The sequence below is a fragment of the Actinoplanes sp. CA-131856 genome (assembly GCF_050956135.1).
In the GTDB taxonomy this organism is placed as follows: domain Bacteria; phylum Actinomycetota; class Actinomycetes; order Mycobacteriales; family Micromonosporaceae; genus Actinoplanes.
Genome location: NZ_CP191849.1, coordinates 7,109,222 through 7,130,244, shown reverse-complemented (window position 1 = coordinate 7,130,244; position 21,023 = coordinate 7,109,222). Strand labels below are relative to the sequence as shown.

Here is a 21,023-nt window from a genome sequence, read left to right as displayed (position 1 = left end):
GGTGGAGCGGTGGAGCGCTGGGCGCGGGGAGCGCCCAGCGATGCCGGAAAAATCCTGAAAAGTCGGGCAGGTAGGCAAGCGGGTGATCGCGCCGGCTCCGGGACGATCGTCAGACGGGCCGTTGGGCGGTGGCTGGGCGGGGGTCGGGCGGAAGCGGGGCTGGAGGCGGGCGTTGGGGTGGAGGCGCGGCGGGCTGTCGGGGCCGCGGTGAGGCTGGCGGCCAAGCGTTGTTGGGGCTGGCGCGGTTGGTGGCGGCCAAGTGGTGCCGGGGCTGGGGTGGGGCTGGCGGTCGGCGATGGTCAGGCGGGTGATGAAGCGCGGATGACCAAGGTTGTCGGCACGGTGATGGACAGAGGCGTGCGGCCCGCTATGACGTCGGTGAGTAGTCGGACCATTTCGTCGGCTACGCGGTCCAAGGGGTGGCGGACCGTTGTCAGTGGGGGCTCGGTGGTGGCGGCCAGGCCCGAGTCGTCGAAGCCGACCACGCGGACGTCGTTCGGGACGTCGCGGCCGGCCTCTCGCAGGACCCGGAGGGCGCCGTCGGCCATGGCGTCCGAGGCGGCGAAGACGGCGTCCAGGTCGGGGGCCTGATCCAAGAGAACGCGCATGCAGGCGGCGCCGCTCTCCCGGCTCCAGTCGCCGTGGGCTATGCGGGCCGGCTCGATCGTGACGCCGTGGGTGATCAGGGCGTCGTGATAGCCCTGGAGGCGGTCGACCCCGCCCGCCGTGTCCTGGGGGCCGGTGATCGTGGCGATGCGGGTGCGGCCGGCCGCGATCAGGTGCTCGACCGCGGAACGGCCGCCGTTGCGGTCGTCGGCCATCACCGAGCTGATCACCTGCTCGTATCCCAGGACCCGGCCGCAGGCCACGATCGGCACCTCGGCCTGGACCAGCTGGCTCAGCAGGGGATCGCCCGAGTGCGGGGAGACCAGCAGCACGCCGTCGACGTGGCCGCCGGACAGGTAGGCGATCGTGCGGGCCCGTTCCTCCGGCGTCGAGGCGATCATGAGGATCAGCGTCAGTTCGCGGTCGGACAGCGCCTGGGCCACCCCGCGGAGCAGCACCGAGAAGTTCGGGTCGTCGAACAGCAGGTGCTGCGGCTCGGTGAGCAGGAAGGCGATCGAGCCCGACTTCCCGGTGGCCAGCGAGCGGGCGTGCGGGTTGGCCGTATATCCCGTGCGGGCGATCGCGTCGCGCACGGCCCGGGCCGCGTCGGGGCTGACCCACTCGCGGCCGTTCAGCACGCGGGAGACGGTGGCGTAGGAGACCCCGGCCTCGCGAGCGACGTCGCGGATGGTGGGCCGTTTGCGGGTCGGCACGTTGGGGATCATAGCTACGCCTTGACCGCGCCCGCGCCGAGGTCGACGCGCCAGTAGCGCTGGAGACCCAGGAAGAGCGCCACGAGCGGCACCACCGACAGCAGCGCCCCGGTGACCACCGACGTGTACATGGCGGGCTGGGTCGCACCCTGGTTGAGCAGGCCGCTCAGGCCCACGGTGACCGGGAACAGCTTGTCGTCGCCGAGCATGATGAACGGCAGCATGTAGTTGTTCCAGATGGCCACGAACTGGAAGAGGAAGACGGTCACCAGTCCGGCCCGCATCATCGGCAGCACCACCCGGACGAAGGACCGCCAGTCGCCGGCCCCGTCCATCCGGGCCGCCTCCAGCACCTCGTTGGGCACGGTGGCCGCCGCGAAGATCCGGCACAGATAGATGCCGTACGGGGAAATCATGCTGGGCAGAAGCACGGACCAGTACGTGTTCGTCATGCCGACCTTGGCCAGCAGCAGGTATTGCGGGACGGCCAGGATCACCGCCGGCACCAGCACCCCGGCCAGCACCAGGTTGAAGACGAGCGACTTGCCGCGGAAGTCGTACTTGGCCAGGGCGAAGCCGGCCATCGCGGAGACCAGCGTGGAGGCGGCCGCGCCGACGCCGGCGAACAGGGCCGAGTTGGCCATCCAGCGCCAGTAGAGGCCGTCGCGGTAGCTGTTCAGGAAGCTGATGTTGTCGAACAGGTGGGTGCTCGGCATGAACGTGAACGTGTTGAACAGCTCGCTCGCGCTCTTGGTCGAGGCGACCAGGACCCAGAGGACCGGCATCAGGCAGTACGCGGCGCCGAGCAGCAGCAGGATGGTGGCGGTCGGGCTCGTACGCCGGTTGCGCTGCACCCGCGGCGCGACGGCGGCCTCCTTCACAGGGGCCACGGGGACGGTGGTGACAGCCATGGTCAGCTCTCCTGACTGAAGGCGCGCGAGCCGACGAGCTTGAGGAAGCCGTAGGAGATCACGAACGTGGCGAGCGCGATGATCACCGAGGTGGCCGCCGCGGCGTAGATGTCGTTGCGCACGAAGGCGTCCCGGTAGACCTTCATCAGCGGGGTCCAGGTGGTCGAGATGGTGTTGCTCAGCGGGCGCAGCGTCATCGGCTCGGCGAAGACCTGCAACGTGGCGATGAGCGAGAACAGCGTGGTCATCACCAGCGACGGCCCGATGATCGGGATCTTGATGCGCAGGGCGATGGCGATGTCGCTGGCCCCGTCGATGCGGGCCGCCTCGAACAGCTCGGTCGGGATGGAGCGCAGCGCGGTGTAGAGCACGATCATGTTGAAGCCGGTGCCGCCCCAGATCGCGATGTTGGCCACCGAGTAGAGCACCCACGACGAGCTGAGCGCGTCGGGCGCGGTGATGCCGACTCTGTCCAGCACGTCGACGATCGGGCTCACCCGCGGCAGATAGAGGAAGCCCCACAGCAGCGACGCGATGACGGCCGGCACGGCGTACGGCAGGAAGATCGCCGTGCGGGCGAAGGTGCCCACGCGGGTGCGGCCGGCGTCGAGCAGCAGGGCCATGACCAGGGCCAGGCCGAGCATGCAGGGAACGACGATCAGGCCGTACGCCCCCACGCGGAGCACGCTCGGCAGGAACTCCGGGTCGGTCAGGGAGCGCGTGTAGTTCTCCAGACCGGCCCAGATCTCGGTGCGGGAGCCGGCGCCCAGGCCGAGACCGCTCACCTTGACGCGGCGGAGGCTCAGATAGCCCGCGTACAGGATCGGCGCCGCGAGGAAGAGACCGAAGAGGACCAACGCGGGGGTGAGGAAGAGATAAGGCGCGCCAGATTTGCGGTTCATTGCCACTCCTTGGACAAGCCGGGGCCCCGGGGAGCCCCGGCGTCTCACTAACCGGCGACCTTGAAACCGGTGTTCTTCAGGTCGTCGACGGTGGCCTGCTGCATCGTGGTCAGCGCTCCGGCGAAGGCGGTGGCCTTCTTGGACTCGGCCGCCTTGCCGAACGCGTCGTTGTAGGACGAGTAGGCGACGTTGACGTTCGGCCCGTACGTGAACGGCTTGGTGATCTTGCTGGCCTCGGCGGCCACCGTGTAGAAGTCGGGCTGGTTGCTGAAGAACGCCGGCGGCTCGGTGAGCGCGGCGCTGGAGTCGACACTCGCGGGGTAGACGTTGGCGGTGCCGGCCAGCAGCTTGATCGCGGCCGGGTCGCTGTTGAGCCACTTCACGAACTCGGCCGCCTGCGCCTTGTGCTTGCTCTGCGAGGTGACGCTGGTGGCCGAGCCGCCCCAGTTGCCGGTGGCGGGCGCGGCCGCGTCCCACTGCGGGAGCTGGGCGACCTTCCACTTGCCCTTGGTCGCGGCGGCGTTGCCCTCGAGCACGCCCGGGCCCCAGACCGCGGAGAGCCAGCCGACCTGGGTGCCGTCGTTGAGGGCGGCGTTCCACTCGGGCGTGTACATCGGCTTGTTGTCGATCACGCCCTCCTGCACGAGGCCGCCCCAGTAGTTCGCGACCTTCGTGGTGGTGGCGTCGTTGATGGCGACGCTCCACGAGTCGCCGTTCACGCCCCACCAGCTGGCCCCGGCCTGCTGGGAGAGGCCGGCGAACCAGCCCGGGTCGTTCGACGAGAACGTGCCGAGGAACTGCTTGGCGTTCGCCTTGTGGATCGTGCGCGCCGCGGCGGCGTACTCGTCCCAGGTCGCCGGGGGTTTGATCTTCAGCTTGTCGAGGACGTCGGCGCGGTAATAGAACATCATCGGGCCGGAGTCCTGGGGGACGCCGTAGAGGGCCTCGGAGCCGAGGGTGACGCTGGTCCAGGCACCCTCGGGGAACTTGCTCTTGAGATCGCCGGCCTCCTTGGAGATGTCGGCCAAAGCGTCGGCCGAGACCAGCGTGGGGATCTTCTGGTACTCGGCCTGCATGACGTCGGGGGCGCCGCTGCCGGCCTTGATGGCGGTGAGCAGCTTGGCCACGGCCGGGTCGCCGCCGTCCTGCTTGTTGACGGTGACCTGGATGTTCGGGTGCGTCGAGTTCCAGCCCTCGACGACCTTGTCCATGTTCGGGGCCCAGCTCCAGTAGGTGAGCGCGACCTTCTCGTTCGGGTCGGCCTTGGCCGTGCCGTCGCTGTCGTCGCCGGAGCTGCAGGCGCTGGTCATCAGAACCGCCGCGGCCAGTGCCCCGGCGAGCAGGTGTGTCTTTTTCACGGGGGGTCCTCCTCGAGTGGGCGAGACGCGCATCACTGCACTGGCCCTGTGACCGGTTACAGTGCTGCTCCGTTGCACGGATGTCAAGGGCTTGATTCCATCCCGTTAATCCGAGGTATCGTGCGTGCTCATCCGGCTGTGACCGGTTACAGATCCAGATCCGTTTGAGGAGTCGCCGTGCTGTTCGTCGCACACCAGCCCTGGTCATCGCCTCTGCGGCGGCCACGGATGAGCAACTCGGTGGACCGGCGGCCCGGGGTGTCGCTGACCAGCCGCTACCTGCTGCGGGACGGGGTGCCGGTGATCCCGGTGTCGGGGGAGTTGCACTACAGCCGGGTGCCTCGGTCGCGCTGGGCGTCCCGCTTGCGGCAGATGCGGGCGGGAGGGGTCACGGTCGTTGCGTCGTACGTCTTCTGGCTGCACCACGCGCCTATCTCGCGCACTGCTTCTTTTTCGGACAATTTGGATGTAGCGGCTTTTGTCGAGGAATGCCGGGCTGCGGGCCTGGACGTCGTGCTGCGGATCGGGCCGTGGGTGCACGGAGAGAGCCGCAACGGGGGTCTACCGGACTGGGTGCAGGCGGCACCGGTGCGGCATCGGACCGACGATCCCGCCTACCTGGCGCTGGTGACGGACTGGTTCGCGCAGCTCGGCGCCGAGGTGGGGGACACCGAGCTGCTCGGCATCCAGCTGGAGAACGAGCTGTACGACCAGCCCGGGCATCTGGTCACGCTGAAGAGGCTGGCGCGGGAAGCCGGCATGTCGGCCCCGCTGTGGACGGCGACCGCGTGGGGCGGCGCCGACCTGCCGGCCGAGGAGGTGCTGCCGCTCTACGGCGGCTACGGCGACGGCTTCTGGGTGGACGCGGATGCCCCGTGGGACCCGACGTTCCGCGACCACTACTTCTTCTCGCACGTCTGGGACGACCCGGGCATCGGCGCCGACCTGCGCCGTCCCGATCTGGGTGCGGCCCGGCCCCGTACACCCTCGCCCTGGTTTCCGCCCGCCACCTGCGAGCTGGGCGGAGGCATGGCCACGGCCTATCACCGGCGCCCGCGCCCGTCGGCCCTGGACATCGCGGCCGTGGCCCATTGCAAGATCGGCAACGGCTCGGCCTGGCAGGGCTATTACATGTACGCCGGCGGCACGAACCCGTTCGCCGGAGCGCAGGAGTCCCACGCGACCGGATATCCCAACGACATGCCGTCGCTCGGCTACGACTTCCACGCCCCGATCGGCGAGGCCGGCCTGCTCGCCCCGTCCTCGGCCGAGCTGCGCCACCAGCACGCTTTCCTGGCCGCGTTCGGACCGTCGCTGGCCGACATGCCGTCGACGCTGGCCGCCGAGCGCCCGTCCGGCGTCGAGGACACGTCGACGATGAGGTTCGCGCTGCGCAGCGACGGCACGTCGGGCTTCCTGTTCCTGGCCTGGCATCAGCCGCACGTGCCGCTGCCGGCCTATCGCGACGCCCAGTTCCAGGTCGATTCCCTGGTGCTGCCGGCCTCCCCGGTGGACATCCCGCCCGGCACCCTGGCCCGCTGGCCGCTGCGCCACGGCCCGCTCGACTGGGCCACGGCGTCGGCCCTGACCGTCCTGCCGGGAGACACTCCGACGCTGGTGTTGGTGGAGACGGCGGGCGTGCCCTTCTCCTACTCCGTCGACGGCGTGGTCGCCGCGGCGTCGCCGTCGCTGTCCCCGATCCACCTCGGTGACCTCGACCTGCTGGTGCTGCCGGCCGTCCTCGCCGCGTCGGTGTGGGTGAACGGCAACCGCCTGCTGCTCTCCGGCGACGAGCTCCGCTGGGGCCCCGACGGCCGGGTCGAGGCCCTGACCTCGGCCGCCCAGCCGTCGGTGCGCGTCTACGACCCCGCCACCGGCGGCTTCGAAACCCTCGACCTGCACCCGGCCGGGGGAGCTTCCCGCACAGAGTCGGTGACCCCCGAGGTCGTACGCGACGCGTCCACCGCCGTGCCCGTCGCCTACGAGAAGTTCGACGGCCGCCAGTCGGCCCCGGCCGGGGAGGTCTTCGACGAGCTGGCCGCGGTGTACCGCCTGGAGATCCCGCCGGGCTCCGACTGGTTCCTGCGCATCGCCTGGTCCGGCGACGTGGCCCAGCTCCGCGTGAACGGCCGGGTAGCCACCGACCGCTTCTGGGACGGCTCACCCTGGCTGGCCAACCTGGAGGACCTGGGCTGGCACCCGGACGCCACCTTGACCTTGCACATCCTGCCCTTGGCCGCCGGCTCAACCGTCTCGTTGCCGCCGGAGGCGCGAGACCGCCTCGTGGCCGCCGAGACCCAACTGCTGTCCATCGACGAGGTGACCCTTTTCAGCCGCTCTGTCTGGCACGAGTAACCCATTTGAGGGCTTGATTGCACCCGGAGGAGAGCTGCTCGGTCTCCGACCTGGCCCAGCGGTTGAAAGCGTCGCAGTCCACCGTCAGCCGGGAGGCCGACCGCCTCACCGAAGCCGGCCTCGTCCGGGAGGAGCGCAGGGGCAACCTGCGGCTCCTGCGCGCGGACACCGACAACCTCCTCGCTCGGTCACTGACCGAGCTGCTCGCGTTGACCTACGGCCCGGTGGCGGTGTTGGCCGACCTGCTCTCGCCGCTCACCGGAGTCGAAGCGGCCTACATCTACGGATCATGGGCATCGCGTCACGCCGGCCGGCCCGGGCCGCCTCCGCGCGACGTGGACGTGCTCGTGGTCGGCGACGTCGACGACGACGACCTCGCCGACGCGGCCCGGGCCGCCGAAGGCCGTCTCGGCCGTGAGGTGAACATCCATCGCGTCTCGCCGGCGAACTGGCGGTCGGCGACCGACGATCCGTTCCTGACCTCGGTGCGCTCCCATCCGCTTCATCCCCTCATCGAGGAAGGGCGTCCGGCGTGAGGTGGGACCAGGGCCGGCCGGCCATCGAAGGCATGCTCGCGCGAGGCGAGCTCGAGCGGGTGCCCGCGAGCCGCGACCGTACCGGCGCCGGTCGACATCCCATCCGGCACTCTGACCCGGTGGCCGCTGCGCCGCGGCCCGCTCGACTGGGCTACGGCGTCGGCGTTGACCGTCCTGCCGGGAGTAACCCATTCGAGGGGGGTCACGCGTCCGGCTGACCCCTCTTGCCCCGGCTGTGCCTGGCTGGAACCTTTTCAGTCCGTGCATCGCGTTCTCGCCAACGACGACCTCTTCCCGCTCGCTGTCCGAGCCCGCCTGCCCTATCTGTTGCTGGATTCGGCGTGAGCCGGGCGACCGGCCGCCCTGGGATGTGCGATTATCGCACCATGGCGGCGCAGCAGGAGTGGGTCAGCATCGGGCAGCGAGTGCGCGAGGCTCGTTCAGCCGCACAGCTCTCCCAGGAGGAACTGGGCCGGCGTCTCGGCCTCGACCGAACGATGATCGCCAAGATCGAGGCGGGCACCCGGCGTATCGACGCGGTGGAACTTGTGCGTCTGGCGACCAGTCTCGACCTGCCGATCGACCACCTGTTGCACGAACGACCCGCAGTGCTGTCGCGGCGTGCGAGCCTCCAAGAGGGAACGAGCGGTCGCGATGCGTTCCGATTGGAGGTCGCCCTCACCAGTTGGCTGCGCGACGTGCGGCAACTGCAGGCGCTCGGTGTGCTCGAACCGCACCCTCTTCTAGTCTTTCCGGGATCGGTCGACTCGGCCGCAACGGCGCGACAAGCGGCGGACTGGCTCCGGGAGCGGTTGGAACTGGGCAGTGGGCCCATCGACTCGATGGTGCAGGCGTGCCAGGACACCGGGCTCTACGTGGCTGTCACCGACCTGCCCGGTGACGGCGCCTCGGTCCGAGACGACGACCTCGCGGTCGCGGTGGTCAGACGGCAAGGCGATCCGGGTCGCCGGCGGGCGACCGCCGCACACGAACTGGGGCATCTAGTGCTCGGCGACGAATATTCGAGCGATCTCGGAGTCCACGCCTCCCGCGCCGGAAGGGAGGCCGTCATCGACGCGTTCGCGGCGGAGTTCCTGCTGCCGGCAACGGTGATCGCCGCTGTGGGCCGCGAATTCGGCCGAGAGGCGTTGATCCGGCTCGCCTCTGAATACCGCACGTCGTGGACGCTCGCGGTCCGCCAAGCGGTGCGCTCCCAGGTCCTCGATCGAGGTGATGCCATGTCCTGGCTGCGCCGCACTCCCACCAGGACCGAACTCCTCGATGCCACCGGATGGACGCCCCAGCCCGACCTGGAGTGGATCCGTGTCCCGGCGGCCTATGCCCACGCCGTTCTGAGGGCACGCGCCGAGCATTTCATCACCACGGCCCGCGCGGTCGACATGATGCGCGGCCAGGTCGAGGAGGCCGACTTCCCGCCCCGCGGTGACGAGGAACTCCCGCCGTGAGACGAACATTGGTCTTCGACACCACATGTCTCAGTCATTTCGCCCGAGCCGATCGGCTGGACGTTCTCGGCGACCTTCTGACCGATGTGAAGACTCTGGTGCCGCTCGACAACCTCGACCGGTTGCGGCGCTTCACTGTTTGGACCGCGCGAGTGCGCGCCGGCGCCCGGAACCTCGGGGAGGCGAGCGTTCTCGCGGTCGCGGAGGAGTTCGAAGCCGTGGCGCTGATCGACGAGCGCGAGGCCACTGAGGTGGGGCGCAGGAACGGCGTGGAGGTCCACGGCACGCTCTGGTTGCTGGCGGGCGCCCTGCGTAACGGCGACATCGCGGAGGCCGGCGCGGAGAACCTTGTGGACGCGCTGGCGGCGACCGGGATGAGGCTTCCGTGCAAAGGAGCGGGCTTCGTCAGGTTCGCAACGCGGCATGGCCTCCTCTGACGGGCAGCCGAGCGGGCTGCGAAGTGCGAGGCGGTGGGGCAGGGTGAGGGCATGGCGGATGAGCGGATTCACCTTCAAGCCTATGACCCGGCCTGGGCGGAGCGGTTCGAGCAGGAGGCGGAGAAACTCCGGGAAGTGCTGGGCGAGCACGTTGTCGGTGGGGTGCACCACGTCGGCAGTACGGCTGTTCCGGGGCTGAAGGCCAAACCCATCATCGACATCATGGTGGGGGTTCGGGACCTCGAGTCGACGAAAGGGTGCATCGAGCTGGTGGCGGGGCTCGACTATCTGTACGCGCCCTATCGGGTGGATGTCATGCACTGGTTCTGCAAGCCGGATCCGGCGCGGCGGACCCATCATCTGCATCTGGTGCCTGTGGGGTCACCCCGGTTTGTCGATGTGCTGGCGTTTCGGGACCATCTGCGGAGCCGGCCGGAAGCGGCTCGGCGCTATGAGCGGCTCAAAGTGGAGCTTGCCACGCGGTATGCGGACGACCGGGACGCGTACACCGAAGGGAAAAGCGCTCTGGTCGCCGAGATGACGGCTGAGGCCCGGTCTTGACAAACGTGGCGGATTTCCGTCATGGCGCTTCTTCGCCATGGGTGGAACAGGTCCGAAAGGCGCGCGCCAGCCAAGAATTGGCCCCTACCTATGTTGGAGGGGCTCTTGTCAGGGAAGAAGCTCAGGTGGCTGGTGGCGGCCGCTCTGGTGGCGCCCATGCTGATGGCGCCGGCGGCCGCTGCCGCGCCGGCCGGTGCGGCCGCGAAAGTGGATCCGCGGCTGCTGCAAGGGTTCGCGGCGGGGGATCGGCAGACGTTCTTCGTCGATCTGGCGGATGAGGGGCGGCTGGACGAGGCCGCCCTCGACCGGGTGCAGGCCGCCCGGCCGGGGCGGGCGGGGCGGGTGGCCCGTACGGCCAAGGTCTATGACGACAAACGGGCGCACGCCGCGAGGACGCAGCGCGGGCTGACGGAGCTCCTGAAGGAGCGCGAGGTGGCGTACACCTCGTTCTGGATCTCGAACACGATCGAGGTGACGGGGGATCTCGGGCTCGTGCGTGAGCTGGCGGCCCGCGCCGACGTCGGGTGGATCTCGCTGCCGGCGGTCGCGGTGACTGTCGACCCGCTGGCGAAGGCGGCGTCGGGCGACACCGAGCTGCCGTGGGGGCTCGGGCAGATCGGGGCGGACAAGGTCTGGCGGGAGTACGGCGTCAAGGGTGACGGCGTCGTCGTCGGCAGCCTCGACACGGGTGTGCAGTTCGACCATCCGGCGCTGGTGCGGCAGTACCGCGGCAACGACGGGGACGGCACTTTCACGCACGACTACAACTGGTTCGACGCGACTCGGACGTGCCCGGAGCGGGGCACGCCGTGCGACGACGTCGGGCACGGGACGCACACGACCGGGACGATGGTCGGTGATGACGGGGCGGGGCACGCGGTCGGTGTGGCCCCGGGTGCGAAGTGGATCGCGGCCAAGGGCTGCCAGTACAACGGGTGCACCGAGGAGGCGCTGCTCGCGGCCGGGCAGTGGATGCTCGCGCCGACCCGGGCCGACGGCTCGGAGCCGCGGCCGGATCTGTCGCCCGACATCGTGAACAACTCGTGGGGCGGGCCCGACGACGGCAACCGGTTCTACGACGACATCATCGGCGCGTGGGCCGCGGCCGGCATGTTCCCGGTCTTCTCCAACGGCAACGACGGTGAGTACGGCTGCGACACCGCCGGCTATCCGGGGGCCAATGCGCAGACGTACGCGGTGGGAGCGCTCGACAGCAGCGGCGCGGCGGCCTATTTCTCGAGCCGGGGCGCGGCCGCCGACGGGTCGACCCGGCCCGACATCGCGGCGCCGGGCGTGGACGTGCTGTCTAGTGTGCCGGGTGGCGGGTACGCCATCGAGAACGGCACGTCGATGGCGGCGCCGCACGTGGCGGGCGCGGTGGCGCTGCTCTGGTCGGCCCAGCCGAACCTGCGGCGCGACGTGGAGGCGACCCGGGCCCTGCTCGACGGCACCGCCCACGACGTCGACGACCAGAGCTGCGGGGGCACGGCCGGCGACAACAACGTCTACGGCGAGGGGCGGCTCGACGCGTACGCCCTGGTGCAGAGTGCGACCGGCGGGCAGCACGGCGGCGTGACGGTGACCGTGACCGGCGCCGGTCAGCCGATGGCGGAAGCCAAGGTGACGCTGGCGAACGACGTGGTCACCCGGACCGTGCGCACCGGCGCCGACGGCAGGGCCGAGCTCGGCCGCGTGCCGGCCGGCACCTACACGCTCACGGTGTCGCGGTTCGCGCAGCTCACCCAGCGCCGGACGCTGACCGTTACGGCCGGCGACCAGCCGGCCGTCGAGGTCGACCTGAGTGCGGCGGCGCCGTGGCACCGGGTGAGCGGCGCCGTGAAGGACCCGGCCGGGCGGCCGGTGGCGGGGGCGCGTCTGCGGCTCGCCGATGAGACCTTCCCGGGCTTCGTGACCGGTACGGACGGCCGGTACGCGGGGCAGCTGCCCGAGGGCGACTACGACGTGGTGGTCTCCTACGGTCGCTGGCTGGCCCCGGCGACCGTGGCGCTGACCGTCGACGGGGACGAGAGCCTCGATGTGGCGCTGGCGGCCAAGACCGACGGTTACGGCTACACGGTCACCGAGTCGCGGGCGAAGTTCACCACCGGTGGCACCCTGGTCAAGCTGACCGGTGACGACGCGTCGAAGGTGGTCCCGCTGCCGTACCCGGTGACGTTCTACGGCACCACCTACCGTGAGGTGACCGTCCACACCGACGGCTACCTGACCTTCGGCGACGGCGCGACGGTCAACGGCTTCCGCACCGATCTGGTGCTGGACCGGCGTTCCCAGGTCCACACGCGCCCGACGTCGAGTGGCTTCGGCGTGACCTGGACCGGGGCGCTGATCAAGGGCACGACGGCCCGCGCCGACGTGCAGATCCTGCTGGGCGAGAGCGGCGCCGTCACCGTGCAGTACCGCTTGGACAAGCCGCGGACCGCCACGGTCGGCATCGCGGACGGGAAGAACGTCGACCTTCTGTCGTACGCCGAGGGCGACCTCCCGCTCGACGACAGGGTGGCCGTCACGTTCGCCGTGCCGGGGGCCGGGATCGTCCGCGGGAAGGTCCTGGACGCCAACGACCGCCGGCCGGTGACCGAGGCGGCGGTGCAGGTGTCGCGGGCCGGGGACGCGCCGGTCGTGACCACGACCGGATCCGACGGCGTGTGGCAGGCCCAGGTGCCGGCCGGGGCGGCGACGGTGACGATCAGCAAGCCCGCGTACGCGAGCGCGTCGCTAGCCGTGACGGCGGTCGCGGGGACCGTGCGTGTGGCCGACGCGAAACTTCGTACACCCTTGTTGACCGCAAGCGCCAAGCAGAGCGTGACCATCCGGGCGGGCGCGTCAGCGACCGTCGACATTCCGCTGCGGAACAAGGGCGGTCTGGACGCGACGTGGGACGCCCGCGAGATCAACTCGGCGGCGCCGCCGAGCGGGGAACCGGGCAAGGTGCTCGGATCGTTCGGGGTCGGCGACCTCTACAACGCGTACGGGGTGGACTGGCACGACGGCAAGGTCCTGGTCACCGACACGTACTTCTGGGGACAGGTCGAGCGCTTCGACGAGCAGGGCAAGCTGCTCGGCAAGGGCGTCGTCCCGATGAACGGATGGGCCTCCGACCTGACGTCCGTGCCGTCACGCGACGTGTCCTGCGGGCCGAGCATGTCCATCGTCGGTGACCTGCCGATCGTCTGCTTCGACCGGGCGTCGCTCAAGGTGGTCTCGGAGATCCCCACGCCGAAGCCGGGCACGCTCTACTACGGCCTGGCCTACCGCGAGTCGGACGACACGTTCTTCCTGGCCGGCGACGGCGCGATCCGGCACCTCGCGGGCCTCGGTCACGCCCAGCCGGGCGCCGTGCTCGGGCAGTGCGTGCCGGCGGTGCCGTGGACCACGGGCATCGAGCTCAACCAGGAGCAGAACGTGCTCTGGAGCATCAACCAGGACGCGGGCTCGACGGAGAAGATCCGGGCGCTCGACCCTGCGACGTGCGCCGAGTTGAGTTGGATGCCGGATCCGGACGCCGACGACTACAGCGGGGCCGGCATCACCCTCGACGACAAGGGTGACCTGTGGACGATGGGCCAGACCCGGATCCCGGGCAAGGCAACCGTTTACCACCTCTCGGGGCAGCTGCCGGCGTACAGCGACATCCCGTGGTTGACCGTGACGAACCCGACCGGCTCCCTGAAACCCGGCGCTGGGTCGTCGCTGAAGATCACTGTGAACGCTCGCGAGCCCGGTCGGTACACAGCCACCGTGCTGCTCGTCAGTAACGGGGCCACGGCGCCGTCCGTGCCGGTGACGATCTCGGTGACAGTGCGGTGAGTTCCGGCTGGTTCGTCGCTCACAGCCAGTCGTTCTGGGCGACGAACCAGCCGAGCTGCATGCGGGTCGCGGAGCCGGTGACGTCCATCAGCTGCCGCAACCGGCGCTGGACCGTCCGGAGAGACATGCCGAGCTGGGACGCCACCGCTTTGTCGGGCATCCCCGACATGAGCAGCGAGAGCATCTGACGGTCGGTGGGAGTGGGGACGTTCCAGCGGTCGAGGTTCTCGATCTCGTCGGCGGCCGGCGCCAGCCGCAGCGGCGTCGCCCGCTCCCACACCTCGCCGAACAGCGCCACGAGCACCTCGACCCAGGTCGGGCCGCGCATCACGAACGCCCACGGCTCGGCCGGCACCTCGCCCGGCCCGGGGAACGACAGCATGCCGATCCGGCCGTCGGCCACCGCCAGCTTCGCCGGGACGTCGGCCGCCACCCGGGCCCGCTCGCCGGCGGCGACACAGGCGCCGATCCGCTGGGCCGCCATCGGCCGTTCCAGGGTCCGCCGGTCGTAGACGATCCGGAACCGCACCCCCTTGGCCAGCAGGGCCAGCTCGGTCGGATTGTCGTGATAGGCGCCGAGATAGGGCGGCCGGTCGAAACCGAGCACCTCCTCCTGCGCCCCGCGCAGCACCTGATCGAAGACCTGGCTCACGGCCGCCGCGCCGACGACCGCCTCCACACCCTGATCGGGTGGCTTGTCACCCTGCTGGCTCCGCACCCAGTCCCGCACACCGAGCCGGGCCTCCTGCAACTGCCGCATCCGGTCGAGCAGCAGCGAGTCGAGGGCCAGGTCGGGCGGCGCGGGCGACACCCGGTCGCCGTCCACCCCGGCCAGCCGCCGTTCCCGCAGCCCGTCCACCGCTGCGCGGACTTCAGTCAAGCCCGATTTCGTACGCTCGGCGAGCTCGGCGACCGTGGAGGCGCGCCCGCTGAGCACCTCCACGTAGACCCGCTGTTCGAGCTCGGTCAATCCCAGCGCCGCTAGCACGGCACCGATTGTAAGGACCAGCGATCAAGCGATCCGGCGCAACCGATTGATGGTCAGGCCGTTCTCGTCGAGGAGCCCGCCCATGATCTCGGCGAAGTGGACCAGGTGCGGCGTCTCCAGGTGGGCGTCGAGGTGGCCCGCCGACTCCCAGTTCTCGTAGAAGAAGAAGGCCGCCGGATCCTCCGTACTCTGATGAAGGTCGTAGTTGACGTAGCCCGGCTCCTGGCTGGTCGGCTCGATGAGGGCCTCGAGCGCGGCCCGGAGCTCGGCCTCCTTGCCCGGAGCGGCCCTCATGTAGGCGATCACGGTGAGCAGGTCGCGACGGTCGTCGGTCGGTGTGGTCATAGTTGCCTCCCGCTGTCTTAGATTGAGGCTATGACTGAATCCTCCCGGCGCGAAGTGGCCGCCGCGATGGCCGAGGCGGCGGTGTCGTGGCTGGACCAGCTGGACGCCACGCAGCGGGAGACCGCCGTCGCGACGATGGGCGGGGAGGAGCGGCTGCGCTGGTTCTACACGCCGACCGACCACGGCGGGCTCACCCTGCACGAGCAGCGCCCGGCCCAGCAGCGGGCGGCGATGCGGCTGGTCGCCTCCGGGCTGTCCCGGGCCGGCTACGTCACGATGGCCACGATCATCGGCCTGGAGAACGTCCTCGACCACACCGAGGGCTTCACGGCCCGCTTCGACCGCGAGCGGGGCCGCGACCCGGGCCTGTACTACCTGAGGGTCTTCGGTTCGCCCTCGGCCGGGGGAACGTGGGGCTGGCGCTTCGGTGGGCACCATGTGTCGCTGAACAACCTGGTGGTCGACGGTTCGCTGGTGGCGACGACGCCGTGCTTCATGGGGGCCGACCCGGCGGCGTCGCCGTTGCTCGGCGGGGCGGTGAACCGGCCTCTCGGCCGCGTCGAAGACCTGGCCCGGGAACTGGCCGTGTCGCTGGGGGACCGGGCGCTGCTGTCCCCGAAGGCACCCTCCGACCTGGTGACGGGCAACCGCAGCACGATCGCCGAGGGCGATCGGGTGATCCCGCTGGCCGGCATCTGGCGCTCCGACTTCGCCGACCCGGCCGAGTGGGCGAAGCTGCGGGCGGCCAGCGACGCCATCGACGCCGCGGCCGGCTACGGGGACCGGGACCACGAGGCGCTGGAATACACGGCGAAGCCCAAGGGCGTCGCCGCGGCCGACCTGTCGGAGGGCCAGCGCGACCTGCTGGACAAGCTGGTCGGAACCTACTTCGAACGCGTGCCGGTGCCCACGGCGTACAACGTGGAAGATCTGCACTTCGCCTGGGCCGGCTCGACGGCCCCGGGAGCGCCGCACTATTACCGGGTGCAGGGCCCGCGCCTGCTGATCGAATGGGACAACACGCAGCGCGACGCCAACCACGCCCACTCCGTGTGGCGCGACCCGTCGAACGACTTCGGCCTCGACGTGCTGGCCGCCCACCGGCGGAGCCACCATTGAACCCGTTCGAGCCGGGCCCGTCACAGTGGACCGGCCCACCCGTCGACGACGCCATGGTCCGGCGAGCGGAGGAGACGCTCGGCCATCGCCTGCCACCCGCCTACGTCGACGTGCTGCGCCGGCAGAACGGCGGCATCCTGGCGAAGAACTGCTACCCCACGGATTTCCGTACGGATTGGGCCGCCGACCATTTCCAGATGGACGTGCTGCTGGGAATCGGTCATCCGGAGGGCGCCGACACCCAGTCCGCATATCTGATCCAGGAGTGGGACTACCCGCCCATCGGCGTCGTGATCGGCGTGACGGCTCTCGCCGGCCCGGACACGGTCATGCTCGACTACACCACCCAGGGCGAGCCCGCGATCGCCTACATCGGCGAGGACCGCGTCCCCCGCCGGGTGGCGGAGACGTTCGCCCATTTCATGGCTTTCCTCGTCGACGAGGACCAGTTCGAGGACGACTAGAGCGGGCGGTGCTCGACGAGACCGACGAGGTTGCCTTCGGAGTCGCGGATGAAGGCGTGGACCTCCTCGGTGCCGGCCGGTCCGAGCAGGTCGTCGTGGTGGGTGAAGATGACGTGGGGCTCGGTTTCGATCGGGGTTCCGGCGGCACGCAGGCGCTCGACGGTGGCGGCGACATCGTCGACCAGGAAGTAGTGCAGGGCCGAGGGGGCGCCACGGTCGAGCAGCAGGCGCTGCCCTTCCAGGTCGAAGAAGACCAGGCCGGGCGGGTCGAAGGTGGCGGTGGGCGGCGCGCCGAGCAGGTCGGTGTAGAAGGCGGTGGCGCGCGGCAGGTCGTCGGCGTGCTGAGCGATCTGGACTGCTCTCATCAGGGCACCTTACGAGTTACGCGCCCGTGTCATCGAGGGGCGCGGGCCTGAGTTCAACGAATTGGTAGCGGGCGTAGTCACCTTGGGTCCCCGGACCAGGCGACAGGGTCGATCGGCTCGAGGGCTTCCCGTAACGTCTGTTCGCCCGTCGCCAGTTCGAAGCCGGCGTCCTCAGCGTCCGCGTTGTCGTAGGGAAAGCGCGCGGTGGCCTCACGGACCGTGGCTACGTACTGCTCCAACGACGAGTTCAGCAGGAACTCTTCGCCGGTGGAAAGTCCTGACGAGTCGGTTCGCATGTCGACGACGTGACCGCTCGCGGGGTCGAGACACCTCACCGGGCGATGACGCGGCCATTCGCCGGACTTGACGAGCGGACGTCCATCAGCCGCCGTCAGCAACTGCAGCGCGGTCGGAGGGCTCGCACCGATGGCATGCTCGCTCGGCAGCTCCAACGACGGTCGGCAGCGCGTCGCCGGAGACCGATGTCAGCTCGAAGCGTGGCCACGGAGAGCGTGCGGCGTAGCTGGACACGCTGAGAGCTTGGCACACTCTCAGCGGCCGCCGCCCCGGAAGATGCGCAGGAAGAACAAGAAGACGTTCAGGATGTCCAGGAAGATGGCGGCGGCCATGAGCGGGGCGGCCTGGACGTCCGAGGAGCGGCGCAGGCGCTGGAAGTCGAACATGATGAAGCCGGCGAAGATGACCAGGCCGAGGATCGAGTAGATCAACGAGCCGTACGGGATGTTGATGAAGATCAGCACGATGCCGAAGACGATGAGGGCGAGCAGGGCCCAGAAGCAGACGCGGGCCAGGGCGCTCAGGTCGCGGCGGGTGGCGTAGCCGGCGGCGCCGAAACCGGCCACGAACAAGGCCGTGGCGGCGCCCGCCTGCCAGACGGCCTGGGGGTCGGTGGTGGCGTAATAGACGATCGTGGGGGCAACCGCCACGCCCATGAGCAGGCCGAACGCGGCCAGCAGGGCGACCGTGGTTTGCCGCGACCTCCGTACGCTGAACTGCATGGCGATCAGGGCGGCGAACGCGCCCAGCCACGCGATGAAGGCGCCCAGGCCGGACAGGTTGCGGCCCAGGTAGGCGCCCAGGGCGAACAGCGCGGTGGTGGCGGCGACGTAGGCCATCGTCTGGGCGAACAGGGTGCGGCCGCGTGCGGCGGTCACGGCCGGACGGTAGGCGTAGGTCTCATCCATGCCACCACTGTGAACCGGCTCGATCGTGCGGAAACCCTTCGCCGGGGATGAGGTCCGCGCTGTGATTGACTAACCACCATGGCTGTGACCACGAGGCCGCGCAACCGCAAGCAGCTCATCGTGGAGGCGGCGGGGCAGGTCTTCAGCGAGCGGGGCTACCACGCGGCGTCCATGGAGGAGATCGCGGCGGGAGTCGGCATCAGTGCCGCGGCGCTATATCGGCATTTTCCCAACAAGTACGCCCTGTTCGCCGAGTGCGCCGACGTCATGGCCGACCGGCTGACCGCGGCCGTCGACGGGGCGCCGGAGGGCGCGAGCCTGACCGAGGTGCTGACGGCGCTGATCCGGGTCACGGTCGCGCACCGGGGCTCGGGTGGGCTGTACCGGTGGGAGGCCCGCTATCTGGAGCGGGAGGACCGGCGCAAGCTCGGGGTGAAGTTCGGGCACGTGGTCGACCGGATGACCGAGGTCGTGGGACGAGAGTTCCCGCTGCCGGACGCGCGGCTGCGGGCCGTGGCGGCGCTCGGCGCGATCGGGTCGATCACCATGCATCACACGTCGACGGCGCAGCGCCGGATGGAGGAGCTGTTGCTGGCGGCCGCGCTGCGGGTGGCCGCGACCGATCCGGCGGCGGGACCGGTGAGCACGGAGGCGGTGGAGTTGCCGGCGCCGCCGGTCGCCCGCACGAGGCGGGCCGAGATCCTGGTGGCGGCGGTGCCGCTGTTCGCCCGGGACGGGTTCGCCAACGTCACGAACGGGCAGATCGCGCAGGCGGTGGGTCTCGCGCCGTCGGCGATCTACCGGCACTATCCCGGCAAGGTCGACATCCTGGTGGCGGCCTGCCTGCAAGCGGCCGGGCTGCTGAGCCAGGCCGTCGATCGGAGCCTCGACCACACGGCCGATCCGCGGTCGAGCGTCGTGGCGCTGGTCAGGACCTATGTGGCGTACAGCTTCGAGCACAACGCGCTGAACAGCGTGGCCGAGGCGGAGATCCGCGGACTGCCGGACGATCTGCGGCGTCCGTTGATCGCGGCCCAGCGCGAGCACATCGCGGTGTGGGAGCAGCAGTTGCGGGCGGCGCGGCCGGAGCTCGACGCGCGCCAGGCCCGCTTGCTGGTGCACGCGGGCTTCGGCGTGGTGGTGGAGGCCGGGCGCGCCCTCCGCTGGGAGGACACGCCTGGCCACCGGGACGCCGTGACGGCGCTGGCCGCGGGCGCTTTGACGCTTTGAGGTACGTCAACAGGTGCGACATTTCGGATAAATCCGAAATGTCGGACGGGAAGGTTGGCGGTCGGGCCGAGGCGGTCGACCCGGGGTGGTTGGGCAGCGGTGGTCGGGCTGCGGTGGTCGGCCCAGAGTGGTCGGCTGTGGTGGTCGGCCCTGGGTGGTCGGCTGTGGTGGTCGGCCCGGGGTGGTCGGCTGTGGTGGTCGGCCCGGGGTGGTCGGCTGTGGTGGTCGAGTTGTGGTGGTTGGGCCGGGTGGCCGGGTTGTGGTGGTCAGGCCGAGATGGTCAGCGTGGTCAGGGCGAGGTGATCAGGACCCGGGCCGGTTTCCGGTCGGGATGGTGATCGGTGTGTACGTAGCCGACGTGCCGTTGTTCAGGAACAGCATGGCCAGGCCGCGGACGAAACGGTCGAACATGGAGAAGCCGCTCGGGATGATGGGGGACAGGCCCTCGCGGAAGGCCACGTACGCCGGCCAGCCGACCTCGATCACCGCGCGGGAAGCGTAGTCGCGCGGCAGCCGCAGCCAGTCGCCGATGCGGTCGCTCAGCAGGTAGCGGGCGAACTCGCGCTGGAAGCCCCTTGTCACTCCCAGGTCGACCTGTGAGGTGAGGCCGAGCAGGATGTCGGCCAGGTTGATGCCCTCGGGGGTGGCGGCCAGGAGCGGGGTCAGCGCGTACGCCGACTGCTGCTCCGCCGCGGCCCAGGTCGCCGGGATGAAGTCGTCCCGTACGCCCAGCAGATGCAGCGCCACCTGCCACTGGTGCAGGAACGCGGCGTCCTCGGCGGCCGAGATGCGGATGCCCCACGACTTCATCTTGCCGCGGACGAACGTGCCCAGGCTGTGGAAGGTGATCAGGATGTCGCCGTTGCTGATCGGGATGAAGTCCTGGTCGTCGGTGACCGCCCGCCATTTGGCCGATTGGGGCAGCAGGTGCCGTACCGCCGCATGGGTCAATCTCGTCTTGTTCGACGTGGTGATGAAGTGGCCGCTCGGCTGGAAGGCGTCGACGGCGTTCAGGTCGTAGCCGTAAGTGAACGTCTTGGCCGCCCGCGCCTTCATGTCGGAGCCGCCCTCCGACCAGTAGACGTTGCGCGCCTCGCGCGGGATCACCGTGCTCATGATGCCGCTGCCGAGGCCGTAGAGCAGGAAAAGATACATGCTGGCGCGCTGGTTGAACTGGGCCGCGCGGGCGAGTTTGGCCTGGTCGGCCCAGGACGGCAGGGTGTTGTGCTGCTGGAGCCAGGTGGTCAGGCCGGCCGGCAGCCCGGCCGGGATGGGGTCGCCGTTGCGGATGAAGGAATCGAAGGCTGTGTTGACGGCTGGGATCTGGCCGTTCTGGAGGAGCGACGCGACCAGGGGGTCGGTGGCGTCGTCCCAGACACCCCAGGGGTCACTCACCGTGTCGGTCGCGGCGATCGAGCCGGCCGACGACCAGGCCCACGCCGTGGACGGGGCCGCCGCCCCGGCCAGGCCCAGCGCGGCGCCGAGGGTCAGGACGCGTCTTCTACTGAGATTCTGCATTCGCTTACCTCATTCCAGCGAGGGCTCCACCACATGTCACGATCTTGCTTCGACGGTCATCGATGTGTGATTTCCCGTTAACATAGCGCCATGCGGCAGGCGGGGCAAGCGTCAGC

General features: G+C 70.1%; 19 protein-coding genes. 9 read left to right on the top strand and 10 right to left on the bottom strand.

All coding sequences use genetic code 11. The features are described from left to right. Positions 1-299 precede the first annotated feature (299 nt). From ACQP2X_RS33045 to ACQP2X_RS33030, 4 genes are read right to left on the bottom strand one after another with little or no spacing between them, the layout of a single operon-like run. A complete protein-coding gene (locus ACQP2X_RS33045) occupies positions 300-1,319 on the bottom strand; it encodes a LacI family DNA-binding transcriptional regulator (protein WP_498688592.1) in 1,020 nt (339 codons plus the stop codon). A 14-nt stretch (positions 1,320-1,333) separates the two neighbouring features. Further along, a complete protein-coding gene (locus tag ACQP2X_RS33040) occupies positions 1,334-2,230 on the bottom strand; it encodes a carbohydrate ABC transporter permease (protein WP_498688591.1) in 897 nt (298 codons plus the stop codon). Between the two features lie 2 nt (positions 2,231-2,232). Next, on the bottom strand, positions 2,233-3,132 hold the full coding sequence (locus ACQP2X_RS33035) for a carbohydrate ABC transporter permease (RefSeq protein ID WP_498688590.1): 900 nt from the start codon (positions 3,130-3,132) through the stop codon (positions 2,233-2,235). 47 nt (positions 3,133-3,179) lie between these two features. Continuing rightward, on the bottom strand, positions 3,180-4,490 hold the full coding sequence (locus ACQP2X_RS33030; RefSeq protein WP_498688589.1) for an ABC transporter substrate-binding protein: 1,311 nt from the start codon (positions 4,488-4,490) through the stop codon (positions 3,180-3,182). Positions 4,491-4,667: 177 nt separating this feature from the next. On the opposite strand from ACQP2X_RS33030, the gene ACQP2X_RS33025 reads away from it, so the two are divergent. From ACQP2X_RS33025 to ACQP2X_RS33000, 6 genes are all read left to right on the top strand, one after another. Beyond that, positions 4,668-6,845, top strand: coding sequence for a beta-galactosidase (locus ACQP2X_RS33025; RefSeq protein ID WP_498688588.1), 2,178 nt, complete (start codon positions 4,668-4,670; stop codon positions 6,843-6,845). A 17-nt stretch (positions 6,846-6,862) separates the two neighbouring features. Continuing rightward, positions 6,863-7,381, top strand: coding sequence for a winged helix-turn-helix domain-containing protein (locus tag ACQP2X_RS33020; protein ID WP_498688587.1), 519 nt, complete (start codon positions 6,863-6,865; stop codon positions 7,379-7,381). Positions 7,382-7,767: 386 nt separating this feature from the next. After that, positions 7,768-8,847, top strand: a complete 1,080-nt coding sequence (locus tag ACQP2X_RS33015; RefSeq protein ID WP_498688585.1) for a helix-turn-helix domain-containing protein — start codon at positions 7,768-7,770, stop codon at positions 8,845-8,847. A gap of 8 nt (positions 8,848-8,855) precedes the next feature. Further along, entirely contained in the window at positions 8,856-9,284 is a 429-nt protein-coding gene (locus tag ACQP2X_RS33010; RefSeq protein WP_498688584.1) for a PIN domain-containing protein, read from the top strand. 51 nt (positions 9,285-9,335) lie between these two features. Continuing rightward, positions 9,336-9,845 carry a GrpB family protein gene (locus ACQP2X_RS33005; RefSeq protein ID WP_498688582.1) on the top strand — a complete coding sequence of 170 codons (510 nt, stop codon included), beginning with the start codon at positions 9,336-9,338 and terminating at the stop codon, positions 9,843-9,845. A 105-nt stretch (positions 9,846-9,950) separates the two neighbouring features. Continuing rightward, positions 9,951-13,673: a S8 family serine peptidase gene (locus ACQP2X_RS33000; RefSeq protein WP_498688580.1), complete on the top strand. Its 3,723-nt coding sequence runs from the start codon at positions 9,951-9,953 to the stop codon at positions 13,671-13,673. A gap of 19 nt (positions 13,674-13,692) precedes the next feature. On the opposite strand, the gene ACQP2X_RS32995 is transcribed toward ACQP2X_RS33000, so the two are convergent. Together ACQP2X_RS32995 and ACQP2X_RS32990 are read right to left on the bottom strand one after the other, a co-directional pair. Further along, a complete protein-coding gene (locus ACQP2X_RS32995) occupies positions 13,693-14,661 on the bottom strand; it encodes a hypothetical protein (RefSeq protein ID WP_498688578.1) in 969 nt (322 codons plus the stop codon). Positions 14,662-14,685: 24 nt separating this feature from the next. Then, complete coding sequence (locus ACQP2X_RS32990) at positions 14,686-15,006, bottom strand: putative quinol monooxygenase (RefSeq protein ID WP_498688576.1); 321 nt, start codon at positions 15,004-15,006, stop codon at positions 14,686-14,688. Positions 15,007-15,036: 30 nt separating this feature from the next. Between ACQP2X_RS32990 and ACQP2X_RS32985 the strand changes: the two genes are divergently transcribed. Together ACQP2X_RS32985 and ACQP2X_RS32980 are read left to right on the top strand one after the other, a co-directional pair. Continuing rightward, entirely contained in the window at positions 15,037-16,125 is a 1,089-nt protein-coding gene (locus ACQP2X_RS32985) for a DUF3500 domain-containing protein (protein WP_498688574.1), read from the top strand. Then, on the top strand, positions 16,122-16,589 hold the full coding sequence (locus tag ACQP2X_RS32980) for an SMI1/KNR4 family protein (protein ID WP_498688573.1): 468 nt from the start codon (positions 16,122-16,124) through the stop codon (positions 16,587-16,589). The genes ACQP2X_RS32985 and ACQP2X_RS32980 overlap by 4 nt, the downstream gene beginning before the upstream one ends. On the opposite strand, the gene ACQP2X_RS32975 is transcribed toward ACQP2X_RS32980, so the two are convergent. The 3 genes from ACQP2X_RS32975 to ACQP2X_RS32965 form a co-directional block, all read right to left on the bottom strand. Further along, positions 16,586-16,954, bottom strand: a complete 369-nt coding sequence (locus ACQP2X_RS32975) for a VOC family protein (RefSeq protein ID WP_498688571.1) — start codon at positions 16,952-16,954, stop codon at positions 16,586-16,588. The genes ACQP2X_RS32980 and ACQP2X_RS32975 overlap by 4 nt on opposite strands. Positions 16,955-17,031: 77 nt before the next feature. Continuing rightward, positions 17,032-17,406, bottom strand: coding sequence for an SUKH-4 family immunity protein (locus ACQP2X_RS32970; RefSeq protein WP_498688569.1), 375 nt, complete (start codon positions 17,404-17,406; stop codon positions 17,032-17,034). Positions 17,407-17,505: 99 nt separating this feature from the next. Beyond that, entirely contained in the window at positions 17,506-18,159 is a 654-nt protein-coding gene (locus ACQP2X_RS32965; RefSeq protein ID WP_498688568.1) for a Bax inhibitor-1/YccA family protein, read from the bottom strand. 78 nt (positions 18,160-18,237) lie between these two features. On the opposite strand from ACQP2X_RS32965, the gene ACQP2X_RS32960 reads away from it, so the two are divergent. Beyond that, positions 18,238-19,389 (top strand): TetR/AcrR family transcriptional regulator, encoded by a 1,152-nt coding sequence (locus ACQP2X_RS32960; RefSeq protein ID WP_498688565.1) that lies wholly within the window; start codon positions 18,238-18,240, stop codon positions 19,387-19,389. Between the two features lie 303 nt (positions 19,390-19,692). Here the strand turns inward: ACQP2X_RS32960 and ACQP2X_RS32955 are convergent, their stop codons facing one another. Continuing rightward, positions 19,693-20,907, bottom strand: a complete 1,215-nt coding sequence (locus ACQP2X_RS32955; protein ID WP_498688564.1) for an oxygenase MpaB family protein — start codon at positions 20,905-20,907, stop codon at positions 19,693-19,695. Positions 20,908-21,023 lie beyond the last annotated feature (116 nt).

Excerpts from the sequence above, each read along its gene's own strand:
- ACQP2X_RS32990 (WP_498688576.1), bottom strand. The coding sequence starts at position 15,006 with ATGACCACACCGACCGACGACCGTCGCGACCTGCTCACCGTGATCGCC.
- ACQP2X_RS33040 (WP_498688591.1), bottom strand. The coding sequence starts at position 2,230 with ATGGCTGTCACCACCGTCCCCGTGGCCCCTGTGAAGGAGGCCGCCGTC.
- ACQP2X_RS33005 (WP_498688582.1), top strand. The coding sequence starts at position 9,336 with ATGGCGGATGAGCGGATTCACCTTCAAGCCTATGACCCGGCCTGGGCG.
- ACQP2X_RS33015 (WP_498688585.1), top strand. The coding sequence starts at position 7,768 with ATGGCGGCGCAGCAGGAGTGGGTCAGCATCGGGCAGCGAGTGCGCGAG.
- ACQP2X_RS32965 (WP_498688568.1), bottom strand. The coding sequence starts at position 18,159 with ATGGATGAGACCTACGCCTACCGTCCGGCCGTGACCGCCGCACGCGGC.
- ACQP2X_RS32955 (WP_498688564.1), bottom strand. The coding sequence starts at position 20,907 with ATGCAGAATCTCAGTAGAAGACGCGTCCTGACCCTCGGCGCCGCGCTG.
- ACQP2X_RS32985 (WP_498688574.1), top strand. The coding sequence starts at position 15,037 with ATGACTGAATCCTCCCGGCGCGAAGTGGCCGCCGCGATGGCCGAGGCG.
- ACQP2X_RS32975 (WP_498688571.1), bottom strand. The coding sequence starts at position 16,954 with ATGAGAGCAGTCCAGATCGCTCAGCACGCCGACGACCTGCCGCGCGCC.
- ACQP2X_RS33035 (WP_498688590.1), bottom strand. The coding sequence starts at position 3,132 with ATGAACCGCAAATCTGGCGCGCCTTATCTCTTCCTCACCCCCGCGTTG.
- ACQP2X_RS32960 (WP_498688565.1), top strand. The coding sequence starts at position 18,238 with ATGGCTGTGACCACGAGGCCGCGCAACCGCAAGCAGCTCATCGTGGAG.